Annotated in this window: 24 protein-coding genes; 14 read left to right on the plus strand and 10 right to left on the minus strand. The window is 68.7% G+C overall.

Features of this window, described 5'->3' with window-relative positions; translation table 11 throughout:
• The first annotated feature begins 10 nt into the window (after positions 1-10).
• Genes ccmA through ccmI form a run of 9 tightly spaced genes read left to right on the plus strand, consistent with a single transcriptional unit; the run spans position 11 to position 6,910 of the window.
• Positions 11-619, plus strand: coding sequence for a cytochrome c biogenesis heme-transporting ATPase CcmA (gene ccmA, locus CF68_RS13155; RefSeq protein ID WP_035819419.1), 609 nt, complete (start codon positions 11-13; stop codon positions 617-619).
• Positions 616-1,293 carry a heme exporter protein CcmB gene (ccmB, locus tag CF68_RS13160; RefSeq protein WP_035819421.1) on the plus strand — a complete coding sequence of 226 codons (678 nt, stop codon included), beginning with the start codon at positions 616-618 and terminating at the stop codon, positions 1,291-1,293. The genes ccmA and ccmB overlap by 4 nt, the downstream gene beginning before the upstream one ends.
• Positions 1,290-2,081, plus strand: a complete 792-nt coding sequence (locus CF68_RS13165; protein WP_035819424.1) for a heme ABC transporter permease — start codon at positions 1,290-1,292, stop codon at positions 2,079-2,081. Before ccmB ends, CF68_RS13165 begins: the two co-directional genes overlap by 4 nt.
• The gene (gene ccmD / locus CF68_RS35715) at positions 2,078-2,221 is read left to right on the plus strand and encodes a heme exporter protein CcmD (RefSeq protein WP_063832565.1); all 144 of its coding nucleotides are present in this window, start codon (positions 2,078-2,080) and stop codon (positions 2,219-2,221) included. Before CF68_RS13165 ends, ccmD begins: the two co-directional genes overlap by 4 nt.
• Positions 2,218-2,691, plus strand: coding sequence for a cytochrome c maturation protein CcmE (ccmE, locus tag CF68_RS13170; protein WP_035819427.1), 474 nt, complete (start codon positions 2,218-2,220; stop codon positions 2,689-2,691). Before ccmD ends, ccmE begins: the two co-directional genes overlap by 4 nt.
• Positions 2,688-4,706, plus strand: a complete 2,019-nt coding sequence (locus CF68_RS13175) for a heme lyase CcmF/NrfE family subunit (RefSeq protein ID WP_035819430.1) — start codon at positions 2,688-2,690, stop codon at positions 4,704-4,706. The genes ccmE and CF68_RS13175 overlap by 4 nt, the downstream gene beginning before the upstream one ends.
• A complete protein-coding gene (locus CF68_RS13180; protein ID WP_035819432.1) occupies positions 4,703-5,245 on the plus strand; it encodes a DsbE family thiol:disulfide interchange protein in 543 nt (180 codons plus the stop codon). The genes CF68_RS13175 and CF68_RS13180 overlap by 4 nt, the downstream gene beginning before the upstream one ends.
• Positions 5,238-5,708 (plus strand): cytochrome c-type biogenesis protein, encoded by a 471-nt coding sequence (locus CF68_RS13185; RefSeq protein ID WP_035819434.1) that lies wholly within the window; start codon positions 5,238-5,240, stop codon positions 5,706-5,708. The genes CF68_RS13180 and CF68_RS13185 overlap by 8 nt, the downstream gene beginning before the upstream one ends.
• Positions 5,705-6,910, plus strand: coding sequence for a c-type cytochrome biogenesis protein CcmI (gene ccmI, locus CF68_RS13190; RefSeq protein ID WP_035819436.1), 1,206 nt, complete (start codon positions 5,705-5,707; stop codon positions 6,908-6,910). The genes CF68_RS13185 and ccmI overlap by 4 nt, the downstream gene beginning before the upstream one ends.
• A 4-nt stretch (positions 6,911-6,914) precedes the next feature.
• Here ccmI and CF68_RS13195 read toward each other — a convergent pair whose 3' ends face one another.
• Complete coding sequence (locus tag CF68_RS13195; protein WP_035819438.1) at positions 6,915-7,871, minus strand: L-threonine 3-dehydrogenase; 957 nt, start codon at positions 7,869-7,871, stop codon at positions 6,915-6,917.
• Positions 7,871-9,070, minus strand: coding sequence for a glycine C-acetyltransferase (kbl, locus tag CF68_RS13200; protein ID WP_035819439.1), 1,200 nt, complete (start codon positions 9,068-9,070; stop codon positions 7,871-7,873). The genes CF68_RS13195 and kbl overlap by 1 nt, the downstream gene beginning before the upstream one ends.
• A 104-nt stretch (positions 9,071-9,174) precedes the next feature.
• On the opposite strand from kbl, the gene CF68_RS13205 reads away from it, so the two are divergent.
• The gene (locus CF68_RS13205; protein WP_010813494.1) at positions 9,175-9,771 is read left to right on the plus strand and encodes a helix-turn-helix domain-containing protein; all 597 of its coding nucleotides are present in this window, start codon (positions 9,175-9,177) and stop codon (positions 9,769-9,771) included.
• A gap of 35 nt (positions 9,772-9,806) precedes the next feature.
• Here CF68_RS13205 and CF68_RS13210 read toward each other — a convergent pair whose 3' ends face one another.
• Genes CF68_RS13210 through CF68_RS13245 form a run of 8 tightly spaced genes read right to left on the minus strand, consistent with a single transcriptional unit; the run spans position 9,807 to position 18,521 of the window.
• On the minus strand, positions 9,807-10,976 hold the full coding sequence (locus tag CF68_RS13210) for a 2Fe-2S iron-sulfur cluster-binding protein (RefSeq protein WP_035819441.1): 1,170 nt from the start codon (positions 10,974-10,976) through the stop codon (positions 9,807-9,809).
• Positions 10,977-10,985: 9 nt separating this feature from the next.
• Positions 10,986-11,813: a xanthine dehydrogenase family protein subunit M gene (locus CF68_RS13215; RefSeq protein WP_035819443.1), complete on the minus strand. Its 828-nt coding sequence runs from the start codon at positions 11,811-11,813 to the stop codon at positions 10,986-10,988.
• A gap of 3 nt (positions 11,814-11,816) precedes the next feature.
• Positions 11,817-14,213, minus strand: coding sequence for a xanthine dehydrogenase family protein molybdopterin-binding subunit (locus CF68_RS13220; protein WP_051591522.1), 2,397 nt, complete (start codon positions 14,211-14,213; stop codon positions 11,817-11,819).
• Positions 14,214-14,246: 33 nt separating this feature from the next.
• Entirely contained in the window at positions 14,247-14,873 is a 627-nt protein-coding gene (locus tag CF68_RS13225) for an N-carbamoylsarcosine amidohydrolase (RefSeq protein ID WP_035819447.1), read from the minus strand.
• A 2-nt stretch (positions 14,874-14,875) separates the two neighbouring features.
• Positions 14,876-15,931 carry a 2,5-dihydroxypyridine 5,6-dioxygenase gene (locus CF68_RS13230; protein WP_035819449.1) on the minus strand — a complete coding sequence of 352 codons (1,056 nt, stop codon included), beginning with the start codon at positions 15,929-15,931 and terminating at the stop codon, positions 14,876-14,878.
• 16 nt (positions 15,932-15,947) lie between these two features.
• Complete coding sequence (locus CF68_RS13235) at positions 15,948-16,775, minus strand: alpha/beta fold hydrolase (RefSeq protein WP_035819451.1); 828 nt, start codon at positions 16,773-16,775, stop codon at positions 15,948-15,950.
• Positions 16,776-16,784: 9 nt separating this feature from the next.
• Entirely contained in the window at positions 16,785-17,537 is a 753-nt protein-coding gene (locus CF68_RS13240; RefSeq protein ID WP_035819453.1) for an Asp/Glu racemase, read from the minus strand.
• A 21-nt stretch (positions 17,538-17,558) separates the two neighbouring features.
• Positions 17,559-18,521: an amidohydrolase family protein gene (locus tag CF68_RS13245; RefSeq protein WP_035819456.1), complete on the minus strand. Its 963-nt coding sequence runs from the start codon at positions 18,519-18,521 to the stop codon at positions 17,559-17,561.
• A gap of 439 nt (positions 18,522-18,960) precedes the next feature.
• Here CF68_RS13245 and CF68_RS13250 point away from each other — a divergent pair, with 439 nt between their 5' ends.
• The 4 genes from CF68_RS13250 to CF68_RS13265 all read left to right on the plus strand — a co-directional run bounded on the left by CF68_RS13250 (position 18,961) and on the right by CF68_RS13265 (position 23,502).
• Positions 18,961-20,565 carry an MFS transporter gene (locus CF68_RS13250; RefSeq protein ID WP_035819458.1) on the plus strand — a complete coding sequence of 535 codons (1,605 nt, stop codon included), beginning with the start codon at positions 18,961-18,963 and terminating at the stop codon, positions 20,563-20,565.
• 171 nt (positions 20,566-20,736) lie between these two features.
• A complete protein-coding gene (locus CF68_RS13255) occupies positions 20,737-21,954 on the plus strand; it encodes an ABC transporter substrate-binding protein (RefSeq protein ID WP_035819538.1) in 1,218 nt (405 codons plus the stop codon).
• Positions 21,955-21,961: 7 nt separating this feature from the next.
• Positions 21,962-22,768, plus strand: coding sequence for an ABC transporter ATP-binding protein (locus CF68_RS13260; RefSeq protein ID WP_035819460.1), 807 nt, complete (start codon positions 21,962-21,964; stop codon positions 22,766-22,768).
• Entirely contained in the window at positions 22,765-23,502 is a 738-nt protein-coding gene (locus CF68_RS13265; protein ID WP_035819463.1) for an ABC transporter ATP-binding protein, read from the plus strand. The genes CF68_RS13260 and CF68_RS13265 overlap by 4 nt, the downstream gene beginning before the upstream one ends.
• Positions 23,503-23,506 lie beyond the last annotated feature (4 nt).

Below are 23,506 nucleotides of genomic sequence, written 5' to 3' on the forward strand. Positions count from 1 at the left end.
CGCCGCCCCCGTGCTGAGCGCGAACGGGTTGGCCATCTCGCGCGCCGGACGCCCGGTGTTGCGCGGCATCGACCTCGAGCTCGCCCCCGGCGGCCTGCTGCAGGTGCTTGGCCCCAACGGCAGCGGCAAGACCAGCCTGCTGCGCGTGCTGTGCGGGCTGGCCATGGCCGATGCCGGCACGCTGCACTGGCGCGGCCGCCCGGTGCGCGCCGCCGATCCTGACTACCAGCAAGCGCTGGCGTATGTCGGCCACACCAACGGCATCGACCCTGAACTGAGCCCGGCGGAGAACCTGCGCTTTGCCGCGCGGCTCGCCGGTGACAGCGCCGACAGCGTCGCGCGCGCACTCGCCGCGCAGGGGCTGGAGCGCGTCGCGCACGCGCCGGCGCGCACGCTCTCGCAGGGGCAGCGCCGGCGCGTCGCGCTGGCGCGCCTGTCGCTGGCGCCGCGCGCCCTGTGGCTGCTGGATGAACCGGTGACCGCGCTCGATGCCGATGCCTGCGCGCGCTTCGACACCCAGCTCGGCGCGCACCTCGCCGCCGGCGGCATGGCCGTGATCGCCACGCACCAGCCGCTGCCCGCTGGCGGCACGGTGCTGCACCTGGGGGCGCCGGCATGATGCGCACGCTCGCCGCCATCGTCGCGCACGATGTCTCGCTGTCCTGGCGGCGGCGCGGCAGCCTGCTCGGCGGCGTGGTGTTCTTTGTCATTGCCGCCAGCCTGTTCCCGCTGGCGATCGGCCCCGAGCCGCAGCAGCTGCGCGCGCTGGCGCCCGGCATCCTGTGGGTGACGGCACTGCTGGCGTCGATGCTGTCGCTGTCGCGGCTGTTCGCGCAGGAGCACGCCGATGGCAGCCTGGACCAGCTGCTGCTGTCGCCGCATCCGCTGGCGCTGCTGGTGCTGGCCAAGATCGCCGCGCACTGGCTCACCAGCGGCCTGCCGCTGCTGTTGCTGACGCCGCTGCTGGCGCAGCAGTACGGGTTGCCCCTGGGCGCATCGCTGCTGCTGGCGGCGTCGCTGCTGGTGGGCACGCCGGCGCTGAGCCTGATCGGCGCGGTCGGCGCGGCGCTGACGCTGGGCGTGCGCGGCGGCGCGGTGCTGCTGTGCATCCTGGTGCTGCCGCTGTGCGTGCCGGTGCTGGTGTTCGGCGCCAGCGCCGCGGCCGCGGCCGATGCCGGGCTGGACGTGATGCCGCAGTTCTCGCTGCTGGGCGCCTGCCTGGCGCTGTCGCTGTTCCTGTGCCCGCTGGCCACCGCCGCCGGGCTGCGCATTGCCATGGAGACGCCGGCATGAGCCAGCCGCTGCCATCCGTCCACCCCGCTGCCGCGCCGCGGCCCCCGGTCCGCGGCGGCTGGCTGGCCTATGCGGCGCCGGTGCGCTTCTATCCGCTGGCCGGACGCATGGCCCCATGGTTCTTTGCCGCGGCGGCGCTGTTCGCGGTGGCGGGACTGTGGCTTGGCTTTGGCGTGGCCCCCACCGATGCGCAGCAGGGCGAGGTCTACCGCATCATCTTCATCCACGTGCCGGCGGCGTGGATGTCGATGCTCATCTACCTGGTCATGGCCGGCTACTGCGCGCTGGCATTGGTGCTGCGCACGCGGCTGTCGTCGATGATGGCCTCGGCGCTGGCGCCCACCGGCGCGCTCTTCACCGCGCTGGCGCTGTGGACCGGCGCGCTGTGGGGCCAGCCCACCTGGGGCACCTGGTGGGTCTGGGATGCGCGGCTCACCTCCGAGCTGATCCTGCTGTTCCTGTACCTGGGCTTTATCGCGCTGGAAGCGGCCATCGACGAGCCGCGCCGGGCCGAGCGCGCCTGCGCGGTGCTGGCGCTGGTGGGGGTGGTCAATATCCCGGTGATCTATTTCTCGGTGCAGTGGTGGAACACGCTGCACCAGGGCGCATCGGTCAGCCTGACCGCGGCGCCGTCGATGGCGGCAACCATGCTGGCTGGCATGCTGCTGATGACGATGGCGTGCTGGATGTACACGGTGGCGGTGGCGCTGGTGCGCGTGCGCTGCATCCTGCGCGAGCGCGGCGAGGTGCCGCACGGCCCGGCCATGGTTACCGGAGAGACCTCATGACGATGTCCTCGCTGCTGCCCTACGGGCATCACGGCATCTTCATCGCCGGCGCCTTCGGCGTGAGCGCGGTGCTGCTGGCGCTGGAGCTGGTGCTGCTGGCCCGGCGCTGCCGTGCCACGCGCCAGGAAGCCGGCCAATGACGCCGCGCCAGCGCCGCTTCGGGCTGCTGGCCGCGGCGCTGGCCTGCTGCGGCATCGCGGCGGCGCTGGTGCTCAATGCCTTCCGCTCCAACCTGGTGTTCTTCTTCAGTCCCAGCCAGGTCGCCGCGCAGGAGGCGCCGGTGGCACGCAGCTTCCGGCTGGGCGGGCTGGTGGCGCCCGGCTCGATCCGGCGCGAGGGCGACGGCATGACGGTGCGCTTCGTGGTCACCGACACGGCACGCCAGGTGCCGGTGCTCTACCGCGGCCTACTGCCCGACCTGTTCCGCGAAGGCAAGGGCGTGGTCGCGCGCGGCCAGCTGCAGGCGGACGGCACCTTCATCGCCAGCGAGGTGCTGGCCAAGCACGATGAAAACTACATGCCGCCCGAAGCCGCCGACGCGCTCAAACAGGCCGAACAGGTGAACCGCCGCATGGCCGAAGCCGCGCCGGCACAGGGAGTGCGCCAGTGATCGCGGAACTCGGCCATTTCGCGCTGATCGTGGCGCTGCTGGTCGCGCTGGTGCAGGCCGTGGTGCCGCTGGCCGGGGCCGCACGCGGCCAGTTGGCGTGGATGGCGCTGGCGCGCCCCGCCGCGCGCGTGCAGTGCCTGCTGGTGGCGCTGTCCTTCGCCGCGCTGACCTGGTCCTTCGTCAGCAACGACTTCAGCGTGCGCTATGTCGCCGCCAACGCCAACAGCGCGCTGCCGCTGGCCTACCGCATCGCCGCGGTCTGGGGCGGGCACGAGGGCTCGATGCTGCTGTGGACGCTGATGCTGGGCCTGTGGTCGCTGGCCGTGTCCGTGTGCAGCCGGCAGCTGCCGCTGGCCGCCGTGGCCCGCGTGCTGGCCGTGATGGGTGCGATCAGCGCCGGCTTCCTGGCATTCCTGCTGTTCGCCTCCAACCCCTTCGTGCGGCTGCTGCCGCCCGCGATGGAAGGCCGCGACCTCAACCCGTTGCTGCAGGACCCGGGCATGGTGTTCCACCCGCCCCTGCTCTACATGGGCTATGTGGGCTTCTCGGTGACTTTTGCCTTTGCCGTGGCGGCGCTGCTGGCCGGGCGCGTCGATGCCGCCTGGGCACGCTGGTCGCGGCCGTGGACCGCGGTGGCGTGGGCCTTCCTGACGCTGGGCATCATGCTGGGCAGCGCCTGGGCCTACTACGAGCTGGGCTGGGGCGGCTGGTGGTTCTGGGACCCGGTCGAGAACGCCTCGTTCATGCCGTGGCTGGCCGGCACCGCGCTGATGCATTCGCTGGCGGTCACCGAGAAGCGCGGCGCCTTCCGCGCCTGGACCGTGCTGCTCGCGATCTTCACTTTCTCGCTGAGCCTGCTGGGCACCTTCCTGGTCCGCTCCGGCGTGCTGACCTCCGTCCACGCTTTCGCCGTTGACCCGAAGCGCGGCATCTTCATCCTGGCGCTGCTGGGGCTGGTTACCGGGCTGGCACTGGCGCTGTATGCGTGGCGCGCGCCGCGGCTGGCGCGGCGCGTGGAGTTTGCGGCGGTGTCGCGCGAGTCGATGCTGCTGGCCAACAACGTGCTGCTGGCGGTGGCCGCCGCCACGGTGCTGCTGGGCACGCTCTACCCGCTGCTGGTTGATGTGCTGGGGCTGGGCAAGATCTCGGTCGGCCCGGCCTATTTCGAGCAGGTCTTCGTGCCCTTGATGGCCCCCGCGGTGCTGCTGATGGGCGCCGCGCCGCTGGCGCGCTGGCGCCACGGCAGCCTGCCCGACATGGCGCGCCGCCTGCGCTGGGCCGCCGTGGCCAGCGCGGCCATCGGCCTGGGGCTGCTGCTGGTGCTGCGCAATGCGTCGGCGCTGAGCGGGCTGGGGCTGCTGCTGGCGGCCTGGTGCGTGCTGAGCGCCGTGGCCAGCCTGGCGGCGCGTCTGCGCCAACAGCAAGGGCGCCGCCTGGCCGCGCTGCGGCAGTTCACGCCAAGCTACTGGGGCATGCTGCTCGCCCACGCCGGCGTGGGCGTCTTTATCGCCGGCGTGACGCTGGTATCCGGCCAGGAAAGCCTGCGCGAACTGCCGATGCGCGCCGGCGACAGCGTCAGCGTGGGCGGCTATGACTTCCGCTTTGCCGGCGTGACCCAGGCCGGCGGCCCCAACTACGACGCGCTGCGCGGCACGCTGGTGGCCTCGCGCGACGGCAGGCGGGTAGCATTGCTCCACCCCGAGCGCCGCATCTACCGCAGCCAGGACATGCCCACCACCGAGGCCGCGATCGACAGCGGCCTGGCACGCGACCTCTACGTGGCGCTGGGCGAGAACGTCGATGGCAGCGCCTGGGCCGTGCGCATCCACGTCAAGCCCTTTGTCGACTGGATCTGGGCCGGCTGCGTGCTGATGGCGCTGGGCGGGCTGCTGGCCGTCTGCGACAAGCGTTACCGGCTGCGCCGCCGTGCCGCCAATCCTGCCACCGCGCCGGGGGCGCCGGATGCGCCCGCAGTGCCGGCATTGGCCTCCGCCCATGAGGAGACGCCCGCATGACGCGCTTCCTGCTGCCGCTGGCCGCCTTCCTCGCCCTTGCCGTCGCGCTGGCCGCCGGGCTGCGCCACGACCCGCGCGAACTGCCCTCGCCGCTGGTCGGCAAGGCCGCGCCGGCATTCCGCCTGCCGCTGCTCGATCCTGAAGGCCGCACGCTGGCCAGTGCCGACATGCGCGGCAAGGTCTGGCTGCTGAATGTGTGGGCATCGTGGTGCGCGGCCTGCCGCACCGAGCATCCGCTGCTGGTGGATTTTGCCGCGCGCTCGCCGGTGCCGCTGTATGGCCTCAACTACAAGGACGAGACCGGCGCCGCGCGCGACTGGCTGCAGCGGCTGGGCAACCCCTATGCCGCTTCGCTGGTCGATGCCGACGGCCGCGTCGGCATCGACTACGGCGTCTACGGCGTGCCCGAGACCTTTGTCATCGACCAGCACGGCGTGGTGCGCTACCGCCAGGTGGGCCCGGTCACGCGCGAGGTGCTGGAGCGCAAGCTGATCCCGCTGATCGAGCAGCTGGAACGGCAGGGAGGCAGCCATGCGTAGCCGGATTCGCACGACGCTTGCCGTGTGGCTTTGTTGCGCTTCGCTGCAGGCGATGGCGCTGACGGACGCCGACCTCGATGCCCGCGTGCACGCGCTGTCCAACGAGTTGCGCTGCCTGGTCTGCCAGAACCAGACCCTGGCCGATTCCAACGCCGACCTGGCGGTCGACCTGAGGCGCCAGATCCGCGCGCAGCTGCGCGGCGGCGCCAGCGACGAGGCGGTGAAGGACTACCTGGTGCAGCGCTATGGCGACTTCGTGCTGTACAAGCCGCCGCTGCGGCCGCTGACGTGGCTGCTGTGGTTCGGCCCGCTGCTGCTGGTGGCCGGCGTGGCGGCCGCGATCGTGCGTGCGCGCTCGCGCAACCGCCAGGCCGATGCGACGCTGGACGCCAGCGCGCAGCGCCAGCTTGCGGACTTGCTGGACGAATCGGCCACAACACCCGTGGAGCACCGCCAGCCATGACCACCTTCTGGCTGCTCGCCGCCGCCCTGATCGCCGCCGCCACGGCCTGCCTGCTGTGGCCGCTGCTGCGCCGCCGGACGGCGCCAGCCCCGGGCACGCCGGAACGCACCTTGCTGGTTGACCTGTACCACGACCAGCTGCACGAGCTCGACACCGACCTGCGCGGCGGCACCCTCACCGCGGCGCGCCACGCCGAAGCCCGCGACGAACTCGGCCGCCGGCTGCTCGATGAAGCCGCCGGCGCCGCCACCGGCACGGGACGGGCCGGCACCTCGCCGCTGCTCGCCGCGCTGCTGCTCGCAGTACTGCCCAGCGCCGCCATCCTGCTCTACCTGCACCTGGGCAACCCGGTCGCGCTATGGCGTGCCGACGACCTGCCCGAAAGCACCGGCAGCCAGCACCAGCTGAGCGGCGCGCAGGTCGAGGGCATGGTGAACCAGCTCGCGCAGCGCCTGCGCGAGTCGCCCGGCGATGCGCAGGGCTGGGCCATGCTGGCGCGCTCATACAGCGTGATGGAACGCCATGCCGACGCCGCCGCGGCCTACGCGCGGGCCGTCGAACTGGCGCCGGACGTGGCCGCGCTGCGCTCCGACTACGCCGATGTGCTGGCCAGCCTGAACGGCGGCTCGCTGGAAGGCCCGCCCATGGCGCAAGTGCGCCAGGCCCTGGTGCTGGACCCGGACGACCCCAAGGCGCTGGCGCTGGCCGCCAGCGCCGCGGCCGAACGCGGCGACAAGCAGGCGGCGATCGGATATTGGGAGCACCTGTACCGGCTGCTGCCGGCGGATTCGCAGACCGCGGCGCGCATCGCCGCCAACCTCGCGGCCGCGCGCGGCACGGCTGCCGCGGCGCAAACCCCGAAGATCACCGGCATGGTCACGCTCAGCGAAAAGGCCGGGCGCACGCCGCAGCCGGGCGACACCCTCTTTGTCTATGCGCTGCCCGCTGACGGCTCCCGCATGCCGCTGGCGGTGCTGCGCCGGCAGGCGCGCGACCTGCCGCTGTCGTTCACGCTGGACGATGCGATGGCGATGCGGCCCGACCACCGGCTGTCAGGGCAGCAACTGGTCATGCTGGAAGCGCGCATCTCCGCCAGCGGCAGCGCCTTGCCTAAGGCCGGGGACCTGGTGGGACGCACCGGACCGGTGGCAGTCGGCACCGAGGGCACCCGCATCGCCATCGACGGCGCGATCGCGCCATAGCGTCTCAGGTGGGCAGCGTCGCCTTCAGGTTGGCCAGCATGTCCGCCACCATCTCCTTCAGGCCGTACTCCGCCTGCCAGCCCCAGTCCGCGCGCGCGACCGAATCGTCGATCGAATCCGGCCAGCCCTGCGCAATCGCCTGGCGATAGTCGGGTTCATAGCGGATCTGGAAGCCCGGCACCTGCTCGCGGATCGCCGCTGCAATCTGCGCGGGCGTGAAGCTCATGCCGGCGATGTTGTAGCTGCCGCGCTCGCCGAGCTTGTCCGCCGGCGCTTCCATCAGTTCGATGGTGGCGCGGATGGCATCGGGCATATACATCATCGGCAGGGCCTCGTCTTCCTTCAGGAAGCAGGTGTAGGGCTCGCCCTTCACCGCCGCATGGAAGATGTCGACCGCATAGTCGGTGGTGCCGCCGCCGGGCGGGGTCTTGTGCGAGATCAGGCCGGGATAGCGCACGCTGCGCACATCCACGCCGTGGTTGGCGTGATACCAGCGGCACCAGCCCTCGCCCGCCTGCTTGGAGATGCCGTAGACGGTGGTGGGCTCCATCACGGTCTTCTGCGGTGTCTGTCCGGCAGGCGTGGTCGGGCCGAAGGCTGCAATCGAGCTGGGCCAGAACACCCGCTCCAGCCCGGTCTGCCGCGCCAGTTCCAGCACATTGAGCAGGCTGGTCATATTGAGGTTCCACGCCCACTGCGGCGCCTTTTCGCCGGTGGCGGACAGCGCGGCAGCCAGCAGGTAGACCTGGGTGATGCCATGGCGCTCGACCACGGTGGCCAGCTCGCCGCGGTCGGTGGCGTTGAGCATCTCGTGCGTCAGGTGCACATGGCGGCCGGTGGGCACCACGTCGGAGGTGATCACGTTGGTGCGCCCGTAGCGCTCGGCCAGCGCCAGTGCCAGTTCAGACCCGATCTGGCCGTTGGCGCCGACGATCAGGATCTTCGGTTTGCCATCTTCCATCAGATCAGCCCCAGTTCGCGGCCAGCCTGGCCGAAGGCATCCAGCGCCGCCTGCAGCGCGGCCTCGTCATGCAGCGCGCTCATCTGCACGCGGATGCGCGCCTGGCCCTTGGGCACCACCGGGTAGAAGAAGCCGACCACGTACACGCCCAGCTCCAGCAGGCGCTGCGCGAGCTGCTGCGCCTTGTCGGCGTCGTAGACCATGATCGGGATGATGGGGTGGTCGCCCGCCTTGACGTCGAAGCCCAGCTGGTCAAGTCCCGCGCGGAAGAACCTGGTATTGCCCTCCAGCCGGTCGCGCAGCTCGGTGCTGGCTTCCAGGATATCGAGCACCGCGATCGACGCGCCCACGATGGCCGGCGCCACCGTATTGGAGAACAGGTAGGGCCGCGAGCGCTGGCGCAGCAGCGCCACGACCTCCTTGCGCGCGCTGGTGAAGCCGCCCGAGGCGCCGCCCAGCGCCTTGCCCAGCGTGCCGGTGATGATGTCGATCTTGCCGAACACGCCGCGCGCCTCATGCGTGCCGCGCCCGCGCTGGCCCATGAAACCGGTGGCATGGCATTCATCGATGCCCAGCAGCGCGCCGTACTCATCGCAGATCGCGCGCATCTCATCCAGCCGCGCCACGGTGCCGTCCATCGAGAACACGCCGTCGGAAAACACCAGCGTGTAGCGCGCACCGTCGGCCCGCGCCTGCTCCAGCTGCACGCGCAGGTCGTCCATGTCGTTGTGCTGGTAGCGGTAGCGGCGTGCCTTGGACAGGCGGATGCCGTCGATGATCGAGGCATGGTTGAGCGCATCGCTGATGACCGCGTCTTCTGCGCCCAGCAGCGTTTCGAACAAACCGCCATTGGCATCGAAGGCCGAGCCATAGAGGATGGTGTCCTCGGTGCCGAGGAAGGCCGACAGCCGCGCCTCCAGCGTCTTGTGCAGGTCCTGCGTGCCGCAGATAAAGCGCACCGAGCTCAGCCCGAAGCCATGCGTGCGCAGCGCTTCATGCGCGGCCTCGATCACCTGCGGGTGCGACGACAGGCCAAGGTAGTTGTTGGCGCACAGGTTGATGACCTCGCGGCCGTCGGTGGTGCGCACCCGCGCACCCTGCGGCGTGGCGATCACGCGCTCGTTCTTGAACAGCCCCGCCGCGCGGATGCTTTCGAGTTCGGTACGGATGGATGCATAGAATGCCTCGGCATTCGACATGGCTTGGCTCCCGTTGGTGTGCGAGGGATGTGCTAGGATTCGATCGATAAATCGAACGCGTTCTGTATATCGAACATTTTGCGCAATATAACGAACATTAACCCATGACGCAAGCCCTCGCCCAGACCCCGCAGGCCGATGGCCCGCCCGCCGTCGGCATGGCGCTGCAGGCGCTGCGCCAGCAGCAACGGCTGTCGCTGGATGAACTGTCGCGCCGTGCCGGGGTTTCCAAGTCGATGCTGTCGCAGATCGAACGCAACCTGGCCAACCCCACCGTGGCGGTGCTGTGGCGCCTGGCCAATGCGCTCGGCGTGAACCTGACGGACTTCCTCGCCGGAGGCGCCGCTGAGCGCCCCGCCGGCGGCATCACCGTAGTCCAGCCGCACGCGATCCCGTCGCTGAAAAGCCCCGATACCCGCTGCGACCTGCGCATCCTGGGCCCGATCGACCTGGCCGGGCGCTTCGAGTGGTATGAGCTGACCATCCAGGCCGGCGGCGTGCTGGCCTCCGAGCCGCACGAGGCCGGCACCCAGGAACACCTGTCGGTGCTGAGCGGATCGATGACAGTGCGCGCGGGCGCCGATGAGAAGAAGCTGCGGCACGGCGAGACCGCGCGCTATGCGGCCGATGTCGCACATGCGATCTCCAATGGCGGCAAGACCACTGCCACCGCACTACTGGTTGTAGTGCATCCGGGCTGACGCGGGCAAGGGTTGCGACAGCCCGGAGGGCGGGTTCAGCGGGCGCCGAACCACCGTTTGACCCGCTCCCACAGCACGCCGAAGAACATCGCCATGGGATTGAGGCGTACCGCCTGGTTGCGTTCGGCATCGCTCAGCGTCGGATCCATCCGGCGCGCTACCGACTTGCCGAAATCCGCAATCATGCGCCGCACGAAATCGCGCACCAGCCCCGATCGCGAGAACTGCGCCAGCGGCCCCTGCAGCGAATACTGCAGGTCGACCGCGACCTCGGTCTCGTGCGCGGCAAGCGCCTTCAGCTGGTAGGCGATGTCGCCCGCGGCCTTGGAATTGCTGAGCGAGTCCTGCCCCGCGCCCTTCAGCACGCCGCGCTTGTTCGCATCATCGCGCTGCAGGCGCGCGGCGCCTTCGAACCTGGCGGACATCGGGCCGAACTTGATGGCGATATGGCCCTTGACCTTCTCCCCCTCCATTTCAGTGAGCACCGCGCCCGGCAGGCAGCCCGCCACGGCCGGCAGGTCAGCCATGAAGGCCCATACCGCGTCGAGCGTGTAGGGAACGGTGAAGCTGCCTTCGATGCGCGACCAGCCCTTGCGGTCGGCTGACCGTTCCGCCTCGGCGCCGGTGCCGGCGGCCAGGTGCGGCAGCGTGCCGAGCGCTTCGTCCGCAACGGCAAAACCGGTGAACGGCGCTTCGGCGGGCGCCGCGCCCGCGGCGTGCCGAGCAATCACGCCGGCTGCGGCGCGGCGTGCGTCCAGTACCGAGCGGATGGCGGCGACGATCCCCATATAGCCGGTGCAGCGGCACAGGTTGCCCGACAGCTCGTGACGGATGGTGGCGTCGTCGGCGTCGGGCAGGCGCAGCACGATGTCGCGCGCGGTCGCCAGCATGCCCGGCGTGCAGAAGCCGCACTGCAGCGCGTGGTGCTGGTTGAACGCCGCGCGCAGGTCGGCCATCACGGCATCGTCCTGGTAGCCTTCCACGGTGACGATGTCGGCGCCCTGGCAGGCAGCCGCGAAGGTGATGCACGACCGCACCGGCTTGTCGTCGAGCAGCACGGTGCAGGCGCCGCACACGCCGTGCTCGCAGCCAAGGTGGGTGCCGGTCAGGCGGTGCGTGTCGCGCAGGAAGTCGCCCAGGTGCGTCCGGTCCGCGCACGCGCCGGAAACCCGGCGGCCGTTGACGTTGAATTCGATGGTCTGCACGGGCGCTCCTCAGTTCAGCATTTGCGTGACGCAGCGCATCACGACGGTACGGTAAAGCTTGCGGTCGATGGCGTCCTTGCCCGGCGCGGCCTGCGCCACCGCTTCGTCCACGGCACTGGCGGTGAGCGCCGCGGCGCCTTGCGCGGCGACCGCGCGCGTGAGTCCGGGCAGCACCACCGGCGGCCCGTCCAGCGCGCCGAGCACGATGCGTGCGAAGCGGCGGCTGGCATCGAAGTACGCGGCGCAACTGGCTTCGGCGAACTCGCCGGTCTTGCGGCACAGCTTCTGGTAGCCCCAGCGGCTGTGCGCGGTGGCATGCGGCACGCGCACGGCGGCGATCAGCTCGCCGTCGGCCAGCACCGTGGTGTAGGCGCCGATCATGAAGGCTTCCATGGGCACCTCGCGCGTGCCGGTGCCTGATGCAATCTCGATGCGCGCACCCAGCGCGGTCATCGCCACCACCCAGTCCGCGGCCGGGTCCGCATGGGCCAGGCTGCCGCCCACGGTGCCGCGGTTGCGGATCGCGCGATAGGCAATGCCGCCCGCCACGGCCTGCAGCATGGTGCCGCGCAGCGGCGCGAACACGCCGTCCTCGATCTGCGCATGGGTCACGCAGGCGCCGATGCGGATGCCATCGGGGGTGGACGCGACTTGCCGCAGTTCGGCCAGCCCCGACACATCGATCACCGTGTCGGGACGGGTCAGCCGCAGGTTCAGCATCGGGCCGAGCGACTGGCCTCCGCCCATGGTCTTGGCCACATCGGTGCCCGCGCCAAGGCGGGCCAGCGCGTCCGGCAGCGAGCCGGGCGCATGATAGGAAAAAGCGACGGCTTTCATCGGTCAGGCTGCCTTCTTGCTTTGTGCGCCGGCTACTGCCACATCCAGCGCTTCAAGGATCTTTCTCGGGGTCAGCGGCGTTTCCTGCAGTTCGACGCCGAAGCCGCGCAAGGCGTCGTTCACCGCGTTGAAGATCGCCGCCGGCGGTGCGATGGCACCGCCCTCGCCCATCCCCTTGGCGCCGAATTCCGTGTGCGGAGATGGCGTCTCGAAATGATGGATGCGGATAGACGGAATCTCGGTCGGCCCGGGCAGCATGTAGTCCGCCAGCGTGGAGGCCAGCGGCTGCCCGTTGCCGTCATAGCGCATCTCTTCGAACATCGCGGTGCCGATGCCCTGCGCCACGCCGCCATAGGTCTGGCCCTCGACCACCATCGGATTGATCATGGTGCCGCAGTCTTCCACCACCACGTAGTCCAGGATCTCGACATGGCCGGAATCGATGTCGACTTCCACAGCGACCGCGTGCGTGGCGTAGGTGAAACTGCCGGTATCGACCGCGGGCTTGAAGCCCATGGTGACCTCCAGCCCTTGCGCATCCACGTCGGACGGCAGCAGGTGGGGATTGATGTACCAGGCGTCGGCAATGCGGCCGATGTCGATGACGCTGGCATCGCCCGCACGAACCGCGCCGGCCGCGAACGTTACCGCCTCCACCGGCTGCCCCAGCATGTGCGCGCCAATCTTCTGCAGCCGCGGCAGCAGTGCCTTGCACGCCCGCGACACCGCGCCGCCCGACATCACCAGCGAGCGCGAGGCATAGGTGCCGGTGGAGAACGGCGTCAGCCCGGTATCGCCATGCACCAGCTTGATCCGTCCGATGTCGATGCCCAGGATCTCGTGGGCAATCTGCGCGAAGGTCGTCTCCATGCCCTGCCCGTGCGAATGCACGCCGACGCGCACTTCGAGCCCGCCGTCCGGCGTGATGCGCACCGTGGCCGAGTCGAAGCCCGGGATCACCGGCGTGCCCCAGGCCGCGAACACGGAAGTGCCATGCGCCGACTGCTCGGTGTAGGTGCCGAAGCCAACGCCGACATAGCAGCTACCCTGCGGACCCGCCCGCTGCCGCGCGCGGATCGCGGGCAGGTCGATCATCGCCATCGCCTGGCGCACGCTGGCCGGGTAGTCGCCGCCGTCGAAGTGCTTGTTGGTCACGTTGACGTAAGGCATGGCCTGCGGCGGCACCAGGTTTTCAACGCGCACTTCCCACGGCTCGCGCCCCACCTCGCGCGCGATCGCGTCGATCATCAGTTCCATGGCGAAGCAGACGCCGGTCCGGGCCACCCCCCGATACGGCACGAAGCCCGGCTTGTTAGTGGCCACGCAAGTGGTTTCGCAGCGGTATCCGTCGAAGGCATATGGGCCGGGCAGGTTGCCGATCGCCTGCCCCGGCTCCAGCCCGATGGTGAAGGGCCAGACCGAATAGGCACCGCCGTCGATGGCGATGTTCGCGTCCAGCGCCAGCAGGCGGCCGCGCTTGTCGGCATAGGCGGTAAGCTCGTAGTGATGTTCACGCGAGTTGGCGCCGGCGGTCAGGTGCTCGCGCCGGTCCTCGATAAAGCGGAACGGCCGCTTGTAGGTCATCGCCAGCCAGGCGACACAGAGCTCTTCCTGCTGCAGCACGCACTTGTAGCCGAAGGCGCCGCCCACGTCCGGCGAGATCACGCGCACGCGCGCCTGGTCCAGGTCCAGGCAGTGGCTCAGGATGGTCCGGATCATATGCGGCACCTGGGTGGCGCTGTACACCACCAGCTGGTCGAACTGGTGGTCCCAGTAGGCCAGCACCGCCTTGCCCTCCATCGGCACCATGCACTGGCGCGCCAGGTTGACCTTGCGGTGGACGACGACGGAGGCCTCGCGCTGGCGCGCCTCGAAGTTCTTGTCGATATTCAGCGTCAGGAAGGTGTTGTCGCGCCAGTGTTCGTGCACGCGCACCTCGCCTGCGAGCTGGCGGGCCTGCGCCACGTCGGTCAGCGCGGGCAGCTCGTCGAACTCGGCCACCACCTGCTCGGCGATGTCCTCGGCTTCGGCGCGCGTGGGGGCAAAGGCCATGGCAACGGGCTCGCCGACAAAGCGCACCTTGCCACTGGCCAGCGGCGCCTGCGCCGACGGCTGGTAGGACGGGAACGCCGAATCCGCGACGATGTCCCGCGCCGCCGCCATGTCCTCGCGCACGATCACCGCTTGCGCGTGGCGCGCGGGCTTGGTCACGGACAACAGCCTGGCATGCGCCACGGGGCTGCGCAGGAAGGCTACCTCCTGCAGGTCCGGCATGGCGATGTCCGCGACAAAGCGGCCCTTGCCGTGCAGGTGCCTGGCGTCTTCCTTGCGCGCCACCCGGGCCCCAACGCCCTGGCCGCGCCCTCCTTCCGAATGATCCGGTTCCATCGACGATGTCATTGTTTTATCCGTCCCGATGATTCATGCAAGCGCTCATTCGCGCACCCCGATGGCCGCCAGCCCTTCCGCGCGCGTGGTGACCGTCGCATATTTCTGTTCCATGTCGAACAGGTTGGCCTGGTGCGGTCCAAGCGCCCTGTCGCCGACGCAATCCGACAGCACCAGCGGCCGGAAGCCGTATTGCATGGCGTCCACCACGCTGGCGCGCACGCAGCCGCTGGTCACCGCGCCGGCCACCACCAGCGTGCGCACGCCGCGCTGGGTCAGCCAGGCGGCCAGCGACGTGCCGAAGAACGCCGACGGCACGGTCTTGCGCACCACCAGTTCACCGGCCCGGGGCGCCAGTTCTTCGACGATGGCGCTGTTGCGCTCGCGCTCCTTCAGCGACAGCATGTTCGGCACCTTCATGGAAAAGATGTTGTGGTCCGAACCATCGTCCGCAAAGACGATGCGGCTGTGCGCAATCGCCCAGCCTTCGCGCCGTGCCACGGCCAGCAGCGGCACGGTATTGGCGATGGCCTCGCGGATATTGCCGCCGCCGAACACCTCCGGGTCGGCAAAGCCGTTGACGAAATCGACCACCAGCAGCCCGAACGGGCCCGCCAGTTCCAGGTCGTTGCCGAAGCCCTGGCGCTGGTACGCGCCGATCTCCTTGTGCATGGCTACTTCTCCTCCGGGTAGCGGAACCCGTCCATGACCTTGCCGCGGCTCACCACATCCACGCCGTCCAGGCGCACGGTGCAGTTGCGCACGGGAATATCGATATGGCAGGCCGTGGTGCGGCTGCCGCCGGCTTCGTTATTGGGGCCGAGCGAGAACAGGAAGTTGCCCTCGAACGCGCGCGCGTCCATGCCGATGGTGGCCTCGCGATCGTACAGCCCCAGCGTGGACCAGTGCGCGCGCGGCTGCAGTCCCCAGCCGATATGCGAGATGGCATAGGCCTGCGGGTCGTTGAAGGAGGCCATGTACTCGCTCAGCAGTTCGGCGTGCAGGCCGCCTTCGATGCGCGTGGCAAAGCCGCCCTCGACCGTCAGCATGACCGGCTCGGTGACGTAGGTCTTCTGCGGCAGCAGGATGTCGCCGCGCTCCAGCACGATGGTGCCGTTGGCAGCGCCCTCGTTGGGCCAGGTCAGCGCGAAACCGCTGGGCCAGTGGTCCCAGCGCCCGGGCTCGTCGACAAAGCCGTACTCGCTGATGGCCGGGAACTCGCCCAGCGGGCAGCGCAGGTCGGTGCCGGCCGGCGACACCACATGCATTTCCTTGGCGCGAGCCAGCCGCTCGGAGGCGGCCTTGACGCGCTCGCGGTCAGCCTCGCAAGGCACCAGGCGCGCCAGCACCTCGGGCGGCTCGACGGCCAGCAGGATTTTGGTGCCGCCCTTCAGGATGTCGTGCTGCTCGGGGGAGAACAGCAGCGTCATCAGGTCCAGCACCAGGTCGCTTTCCCTGAGCGCGGCAATCGCGGCCCGGTTGCCCGTGAGCGGAGTCGTGCCCAGGTAGGCCAGCGCGTCGCGGCTCAGCGCCTTCTCGCCGTTGACCGGCGGCAGGTCGAGCCGGTTGACGATGGCACCCATCGCCTGCGTGGCGATCAGCGCGGTGGAGAGCGTCTGCGGGTGGGTCGCGGCGCTGGTCAGGATGGTGACGGTCTGCCCCGGCTCCAGCCGGGACAGCTTCAGCACCTTGCGCCAGGCCTCGATCATCTGGTGGTCACTTACCGGCATGTCGCCTCCTTGCTTGTCATTGCGTCAGCGGCGCGCCGAGGAAATCCCCCAGCGCCGCGTAAAAGCCCGCTTCGTCATCCCACGGGATCATGTGGCCGGCCCCGGCAACGTGGCTGACCAGCACCCCCGGCAGCAGCGTGCGGATCTCCGCCACGTCTTCAGCGCGCACCACGTCGCCACGCCCGGCGGTCATCAGCAGCGTCGGCACCTTGACCCGGGGCAGATCCGCATGGATGTCGTCGCGATGGAAATCCTCGAAGCTGCGCACCACGGCGTCTTCGTTGCAGGTATGCAGCCATTCGGCGCGCAGGCGCAGCTGCTCGTCGGTCCAGGTCGGGCAGAAGCGGCGCATGCCTTCCACGTCGGTGCCCTGGCGCGACAGGCGGATGGAATCCACATACCACGGCAGTTGCGCAGGATACGCGCGGCGCCCGGGCCCCGACACCGGCGGGTCGACCAGCACCAGTCTGGCCAGGCCGCCAGGCCGGCCCGCCGCGGCGCGCACGCCGATGCGCGCGCCCATCGAATGGCCAACCACGCTGTAGCGGCGCAGGCCAAGTGCCTCGGCAAAGGCCACCACGTCGCGGGCCTGGGCGTCGAGGCTGTAGTCCAGCCCGGCCTCGGCCGACGACAGGCCACGCCCGCGCACGTCCAGCACATAGGTATCGAAGCTGGCGCCAAAGCGCTCGCCGACGAAGCCCCAGGTGATTGCCGGGCTGGTGATGCCCGGCACGATGATCACGGGATCGCGCGCGGCACGTGCACCGTCGTTGCCACCATAGCGCAGGTAGTGCTGGCGAATGCCGTTGGCATGGGCATGGCCGCCATAAAGGAAGGTGGTCATGGCCTGCCCTCAGTAGGCGCCCGACAGCAGCGCGCCGGCGCCCGGCACGACCGGCTCCAGGTCCAGCGCCTTGAGCATGGCGTAGGTGGTGGCGATGGCGGCGGTGATGACCGGCTTGCCCGTCATCGCCTCCACCTTTGCCACTGCCGGCAGCGACGGCATCTGCACGCAGGCCGACAGCACGATGGCATCGACATCCGCCAGGTTCATCTGCGACACGATGCCCGGCAGCCGCGCCGGATCGTGGCGGCCGACCTCAAGGTTGTCCGGAATCTCCAGCGCACGGTAATCCACCACCTCATAGCCTTCGTTGCGGATGTAGTCCACCACCAGCTCGGTCAGCGGCTTCATGTACGGCGCCACCACGGCGATGCGGCGCGCGCCGATCACGCGCAGCGCATCCACCAGCGCACCGGCGCTGGTGATGACCGGTGCGTCGCCGCCATTCTCGATGGTATGGGCCTTCAGCCGCTGCTCCGACTTGCGGTGATAGCCGTGGCCCATGGCCATGATGGCGACCAGGCAGGCGTAGCCGAGCACGTCGACGCGGGCGTCGCTGAGCTCCACCGCGCAGCGGTCGGATTCGGCATCCATGGCGGCCAACTCTTCCTTGACCACCTTCTTCATGCGCATGCGGCTGGAATGAAAGGTAAAGCGCTCGGGACGGATCTGCTGGCGCGCCAGCAGCATGGCGGGAATCTCGGTTTCCATGGTCGTGTTCGAGCTGGGAACGATCTGGCCGATGCGAAAGACTTTTTGCATGAGGGTCCTCGGGTTGTACGGTTACAGCTTGAGCAGGCGTTGCGCGTTGCCGTGGCAGACCAGCGCGCGCGTGGTGTCGTCGAGCGGCGCGTCCTCGATGAACTTCGCCGCGACTTCGGTGGATTCGTAGGGGTAGTCGACCGAGAACATCACGGCCTCCGGGCCAAGCTCGGCAATGGCACCGGCCAGCGCGCCGTGCGAGCACACGCCCGAAGTGGTGATGACGATATTGGTGCCGATGTACTCCGAAGGCGCGCGCGCCAGCCGGACGCCGTGCGAATAGACCGCAAAGCGGCTGTCGAAGCGCCAGCGCTGGTACGGCAGGCCCTCGCCCATATGGCCAAGGATGATCTTCAGGCGCGGGAAGCGGTCGAACACGCCGCCGAACAGCAGCCGCAGCGCATGCGATGCGGTCTCGACGCCCCAGCCCCACGCCGCGCCGGTCAGCTCGGGGTGGCCCGCCAGGACCTGCGGCTGAACCAGCGCATCGGTCGGGTGCAGGTACATGGGCACGTCCAGCGCCTGCATGCGTTCCCAGAAAGCATCGTATGCAGGGTCGTCGTAATAGCGCCCGTGGGTATGGCCGTTCACCAGCGAGCCCTTGAAGCCAAGCTCGCGCACGGCGCGTTCCAGCTCGCGCGCGGCCTGTTCCGGGTCGTGCATGGGCAGCGCGGCAAAGCCGGCAAAGCGCGTGGGGTGGCGCGCGATCTGCGCGGCCAGGAAGTCATTGCTCTCGCGCGCCCGTGCCACGGCAAGGCCGGCGTCGGGCTCGCCCTGCACGCCCGGACCAGTCTGCGACAGCACCGTGATGTCGATGCCGGCACGGTCCATCTCGGCGAGGCGGTCCTCGTCGAAATCGGCGAGGCGGCGGCCCAGCTCGGCAAACACCGTCGGGTCGATATGCTGCGTGAACGCCTTGGAATAGGCCTGGAATCCCGGCGTCATGAAATGCTCTTCGAGGGCGATCTTCTTCACTTTGGTCATGCTGGTGGGGGCTCCTGATTGGTGAAATCGCTTCGCTGCGGGCGCGTCCCGCATGGCATGCGGCGTGCGTCGATGCAATTGCTCAGTACACTGATTAGTTTCGGATTCTAGTCAGCGAATTTCCAAAAGTCTAGAAGCGGCGCGGAGGGTTAACACCTATAACGATGGCCATATACCCTCAGTACACTGAGCCCAGATGCTCAGTATGCTGACGATATTAAAAGACCATTTAAATAGGCGATTTCGGGCACTCCGGCACGTTGTGGACTGGCCCGCATTTTGCTCAGCATACTGCGCTTCTCATCAGCATACTGACTGATGCACCGGAAGGATGCGGCGCTGCACTGCGCGAGGGACCGACAGGCCCTGGCCAGCGGCGCCGGCACCGCCGGGACGAGCAGACATATAGAGACAATAGCTAGACCAAAGGACCCCCGCCATGACGATCAGCCTGACTCGCAGCGAGACGCGCGCCCCCGCCACCGGCATGACTGCCGAGGAGCGCAAGGTCATCCTTGCCTCTTCCTTCGGCGCCCTGATGGAGTGGTACGACTTCTACATCTACGCCGCACTGGCGGTGTATTTCGGCGCACTGTTCTTCCCCAAGGGCAATGAGACTGCCGCCTTCCTGGCCAGCCTGGCCACCTTCGGCGCAGGCTTCCTGATACGGCCGGTGGGCGCGCTGCTGTTCGGCCGCCTGGGCGACCTGATCGGGCGCAAGTACACCTTCCTGGTCACCATCCTGCTGATGGGGGTTGCCACCGTCGGCGTCGGCGTGCTGCCCACGTATGAGCAGATCGGCATCACCGCCACGGTGCTGCTGGTGTTGCTGCGGCTGCTGCAAGGCCTGGCGCTGGGCGGCGAGGTCGGCGGCGCGGTCACCTACGTGGCCGAGCACTCTCCCGTGCACAAGCGCGGGCTGTACACCAGCTCGCTGCAGACCACGGCAACGCTGGGCCTGCTGTCCTCGTTGCTGGTCGTCTACCTGCTCAAGACCTTCCTGAGCGAGGCCGAATTCCGTGACTGGGGCTGGCGCATTCCCTTCATCGTGTCGCTGGTGATGCTGGTGATCTCGGTCTACATCCGCGGCAAGCTGCATGAATCGCCGGTCTTTGCCCGGATGAAGGCTGCCAATACCACCTCCAAAGCGCCGATCCGCGAGAGTTTCACCAACTGGAAGAACCTCAGGTCGGTGCTGCTGCTGTTCGTGGTGGCGGCAGGCCTGGGCGCCATCTTCGGCACCGGCCACTTCTACTCGATGTTCTTCGTCAACAAGACGCTGCATGTGCCGCTCGAAACGGTCCACATGCTGATCGGGATCGCGCTGGTGGTGGCCACGCCCTGCTACCTGCTGTTCGGCTGGCTGTCCGACCGCATCGGCCGCAAGTACATCATGATGGCCGCCTGCCTGCTGGCGGCGGTGTGCATCCAGCCGGTGTTCAAGGGCCTGACGCACTATGCCAATCCGGCACTCGAGCAGTTCCAGCAGCAAGGCGCCGTGCAGGTGACGGCCGGCGACTGCAAGGCGCGCCTGTTCGGCGAGCCGGTGTCCGCCTGCGACAAGATCCGCGGCTACCTGACCGACCTGGGCGTGGGCTACACCTTCGTGCCGGCCGGCAATCCGGCGCAGGCGGAAGTGCGCATTGCGGATCGCACGCTGCAGGGCTTTGACCGCGATGCCATCAAGAGCGCGCTGGTAGCGGCCGGCTGGCCCGAGCGCGCCGACCCCGCGAAGATCAACACGCCGATGGTGTTCCTGTTGCTGCTGGTGCCGATCCTGTTCCTGGCCATGGTGTACGGGCCGATGGCGGCCTTCATGGTGGAACTGTTCCCGGCCCGGGTGCGCTACACCTCGCTGTCGCTGCCCTTCCACCTCGGCGCGGGCTGGGTCGGCGGCATGCTGTCCTTCGTGGTCACGGCCATGAACGTGGCCAGCGGCGACGTCTACTTCGGCCTGTGGTACCCGGTGATCATCGCCGGCCTGGCCTTCGTCATCGGCATGCTGTTCGTGCCGGAGACGCGCGGGCGGGATCTGGCTACCTGAACCGCGCCACCGCACGCGGCTGAAGGGCGGAGAGATCCGCCCATTTTTCCGGCCAACTATTCAGCATACTGAGTTTATCAGCGGAACCGCGGCGCAGCGATGGCGCCGCGGTCTGCCGACGCAGTCATCGCAACCATTCCAATCTTTCGCGTAGACAACCTGGAGCCCCTGATGTCCACCTCTCGCATCCTCCGCACCCTCGCTGCGTCCTCCGCCCTGCTGGGCCTGGCCGCCGCCACGCCCGCACTGGCCGACGCCAATGGCGTGAAGATCGGCGTCATCACCGATATGTCCGGCTCCTATGCCGACCTCTCCGGCAAGGGCTCCGTGCTTGCCGCGCAGATGGCGGTGGAAGAGTTCGGCGGCAAGGCCCTCGGCAAGCCGGTGACGGTGCTTTCCGCGGATCACCAGAACAAGGCGGATATCGCCTCGTCGCTGGCGCGGCGCTGGTTCGATACTGATGGCGTCGACATGGTGATCGACTTCCCCAACTCGTCGACGGCGCTGGCGGTGCAGGAGGTGGCGCGGCAGAAGCAGAAGATCGACATCGTCTCGACTGGCGGCGCCATGGCGCTGACCAACCAGAACTGCTCGCCCACCGGCTTTCACTGGTCCTGGGACACGTATTCGGTGTCTTACCCGCTGGTGCGGCGCATGATCGAACAGGGCCGCAACAGCTGGTACTACATCACGGTGGACTACGCCTTCGGCCAGTCGCTGGAGGCAGATTTCCGCAAGGCCGTGGACGCCGGCGGCGGCAAGAACGTGGGCGCCACCCGGCACCCGCTCAACGCCAGCGATTTCAGCAGCCCGGTGGTGGCCGCCTCGGCTTCCAAGGCCAAGGTGGTGGTGCTGGCCAATGCGGGCAATGACATGATCAACGGAGTCAAGGCGGCCGGCGAATTCGGCCTGATCAAGGCGGGCCAGACCGTGATCACGCCCTCCACCTTCATCACCGATCTCAAGAGCCTGGGCCTGAACGCTGCGCAGGGGCTGACCTATGTCGACCCGTTCAAGCTCGACCTGGATGGCAAGTCGAAGGACTTCGTCGAGCGCTACTACAAGCGCCACAAGGCCTATCCCACGCATGGCCAGATCGGCGTCTATTCCGGCGTGCTGCATTACCTGAAGGCGGTGGAGGCGGCGAAGACCGTGGAAGGCCCGGCCGTGGCGGAGAAGATGCGCGCGCTGCCCGTGAACGACGCCTTTGTGCGCAACGGCAAGGTGCGTGTCGACGGCCGCATGGTGCATGACATGTACCTGGCCCAGGCCAAGACCCCGGCCGAGTCCAAGGGCCCGTGGGACCTGGTCAGGTACATCGGCACGATCCCCGGCGACGAGGCCTTCCGTCCGCTGTCGGCCAGCGAATGCCCCCTGGTGAAGAAGTGAGCGCGCCATGCCTGACACCGATGTAATCCTGCAGACGCAGGGACTGACCAAGGCGTTCAAGGGCTTTACCGCAGTCAGCGATGTCAGCCTGTCCGTGCGGCGGGGCTCGATCCATGCGCTGATCGGCCCCAACGGCGCCGGCAAGACCACCTGCTTCAACCTGCTGACGAAGTTCCATGCCCCCTCGTCCGGCTCGATCCATTTCAACGGCACCGACATCACCGCGCTGCGCCCGGCCCAGATCGCCCGCATGGGGGTGATCCGCTCGTTCCAGATCTCGGCGGTGTTTCCGCAACTGACGGTGCTGGAGAACGTGCGCATCGCGCTGCAGCGCCGGCTCGGGACCTCCTGGCATTTCTGGCGTGGCAGGCGCTCCCTGTCGCGGCTGGACAGCCGCGCCATGGAACTGCTGGATGCGGTCGGCCTGGCTGGCTTCGCGCACCTGGGCACGGCCGAACTGGCCTACGGGCGCAAGCGCGCGCTGGAGCTTGCCACCACGCTCGCGACCGACCCGGAGCTGATGCTGCTGGACGAACCCACGCAGGGGATGGGCCATGAAGACGTGGAGACCGTCACCGCCCTGATCAAGCGCGTTTCGGCGGGGCGGACGGTGCTGATGGTGGAGCACAACATGAGCGTGGTGTCGTCCATCGTGGACCGCATCACCGTGCTGCAGCGCGGCGCGGTGCTGGCAGAAGGAACCTATGACGAGATCTCACGCAATCCGCAGGTAAGGGAAGCCTATATGGGAACCACCGACGAACCCGAAGACCGCCACGCAGCCGCGGCGGCGCTGAGCGCGGAGGCATCATGACCGAAAAGACCTCCCCTGCCCTCGAACTCCGCGGCCTCCACGCCTGGTATGGCGAATCGCACATCCTTCATGGCGTGGACCTGACCGTCAACCCGGGCGAGGTGGTGACACTGCTCGGCCGCAACGGCGCCGGACGCACCACCACGCTGCGCGCCATCATGGGCCTGGTCGGCACGCGCAAGGGTTCGGTGCGCGTGCAGGGTCAGGAAACGATCGGCATGAAGACGCACCGCATCGCGCCGCTGGGCCTGGGCTACTGCCCGGAAGAGCGCGCCATCTTCGCCAGCCTGTCCTGCGAGGAGAACCTGCTGCTGCCGCCGCAATTCGCCTGCACCCCAGGCGCGGTCGGACTGCGCGAGCCGATGACGCTGGGCGAGATCTACGAGATGTTCCCCAACCTGCATGAGCGGCGCAAGAGCCAGGGCACGCGCATGTCGGGCGGCGAGCAGCAGATGCTGGCGGTAGCCCGCATCCTGCGCACCGGCGCCAGCGTGCTGCTGCTCGACGAGATCTCGGAAGGCCTGGCGCCCGTGATCGTGCAAAAGCTGGCGAAGATGATCGCCATGCTGCGCAGCCGCGGCTACACCATCGTCATGGTGGAGCAGAACTTCCGCTTTGCCGCGCCGCTGGCGGACCGCTTCTTCGTGATGGAGCACGGCCGCATCGTCGAGGCGTTCAACGCCGATGAACTCGAACGAAAGATGCCCACGCTCAGCGCCTTGCTGGGCGTTTAAGGAG

The sequence above is a fragment of the Cupriavidus sp. SK-4 genome, from assembly GCF_000611125.1.
GTDB classification, from domain to species: domain Bacteria; phylum Pseudomonadota; class Gammaproteobacteria; order Burkholderiales; family Burkholderiaceae; genus Cupriavidus; species Cupriavidus necator.

Bases quoted from the DNA above. Each gene is read 5' to 3' on its own strand.
- CF68_RS13235 (WP_035819451.1), bottom strand. From the start codon at position 16,775: ATGACCACCTTCCTTTATGGCGGCCATGCCCATGCCAACGGCATTCGC.
- kbl (WP_035819439.1), bottom strand. From the start codon at position 9,070: ATGTCGAATGCCGAGGCATTCTATGCATCCATCCGTACCGAACTCGAA.
- CF68_RS13245 (WP_035819456.1), bottom strand. From the start codon at position 18,521: ATGACCAAAGTGAAGAAGATCGCCCTCGAAGAGCATTTCATGACGCCG.
- ccmD (WP_063832565.1), top strand. From the start codon at position 2,078: ATGACGATGTCCTCGCTGCTGCCCTACGGGCATCACGGCATCTTCATC.
- CF68_RS13195 (WP_035819438.1), bottom strand. From the start codon at position 7,871: ATGGAAGATGGCAAACCGAAGATCCTGATCGTCGGCGCCAACGGCCAG.
- CF68_RS13240 (WP_035819453.1), bottom strand. From the start codon at position 17,537: ATGCAAAAAGTCTTTCGCATCGGCCAGATCGTTCCCAGCTCGAACACG.
- CF68_RS13215 (WP_035819443.1), bottom strand. From the start codon at position 11,813: ATGAAAGCCGTCGCTTTTTCCTATCATGCGCCCGGCTCGCTGCCGGAC.
- CF68_RS13180 (WP_035819432.1), top strand. From the start codon at position 4,703: ATGACGCGCTTCCTGCTGCCGCTGGCCGCCTTCCTCGCCCTTGCCGTC.
- CF68_RS13165 (WP_035819424.1), top strand. From the start codon at position 1,290: ATGAGCCAGCCGCTGCCATCCGTCCACCCCGCTGCCGCGCCGCGGCCC.
- CF68_RS13260 (WP_035819460.1), top strand. From the start codon at position 21,962: ATGCCTGACACCGATGTAATCCTGCAGACGCAGGGACTGACCAAGGCG.
- ccmE (WP_035819427.1), top strand. From the start codon at position 2,218: ATGACGCCGCGCCAGCGCCGCTTCGGGCTGCTGGCCGCGGCGCTGGCC.
- CF68_RS13205 (WP_010813494.1), top strand. From the start codon at position 9,175: ATGACGCAAGCCCTCGCCCAGACCCCGCAGGCCGATGGCCCGCCCGCC.
- CF68_RS13250 (WP_035819458.1), top strand. From the start codon at position 18,961: ATGACGATCAGCCTGACTCGCAGCGAGACGCGCGCCCCCGCCACCGGC.
- ccmB (WP_035819421.1), top strand. From the start codon at position 616: ATGATGCGCACGCTCGCCGCCATCGTCGCGCACGATGTCTCGCTGTCC.
- CF68_RS13185 (WP_035819434.1), top strand. From the start codon at position 5,238: ATGCGTAGCCGGATTCGCACGACGCTTGCCGTGTGGCTTTGTTGCGCT.
- ccmI (WP_035819436.1), top strand. From the start codon at position 5,705: ATGACCACCTTCTGGCTGCTCGCCGCCGCCCTGATCGCCGCCGCCACG.
- CF68_RS13220 (WP_051591522.1), bottom strand. From the start codon at position 14,213: ATGACATCGTCGATGGAACCGGATCATTCGGAAGGAGGGCGCGGCCAG.
- CF68_RS13255 (WP_035819538.1), top strand. From the start codon at position 20,737: ATGTCCACCTCTCGCATCCTCCGCACCCTCGCTGCGTCCTCCGCCCTG.
- CF68_RS13230 (WP_035819449.1), bottom strand. From the start codon at position 15,931: ATGCCGGTAAGTGACCACCAGATGATCGAGGCCTGGCGCAAGGTGCTG.
- CF68_RS13225 (WP_035819447.1), bottom strand. From the start codon at position 14,873: ATGCACAAGGAGATCGGCGCGTACCAGCGCCAGGGCTTCGGCAACGAC.
- CF68_RS13265 (WP_035819463.1), top strand. From the start codon at position 22,765: ATGACCGAAAAGACCTCCCCTGCCCTCGAACTCCGCGGCCTCCACGCC.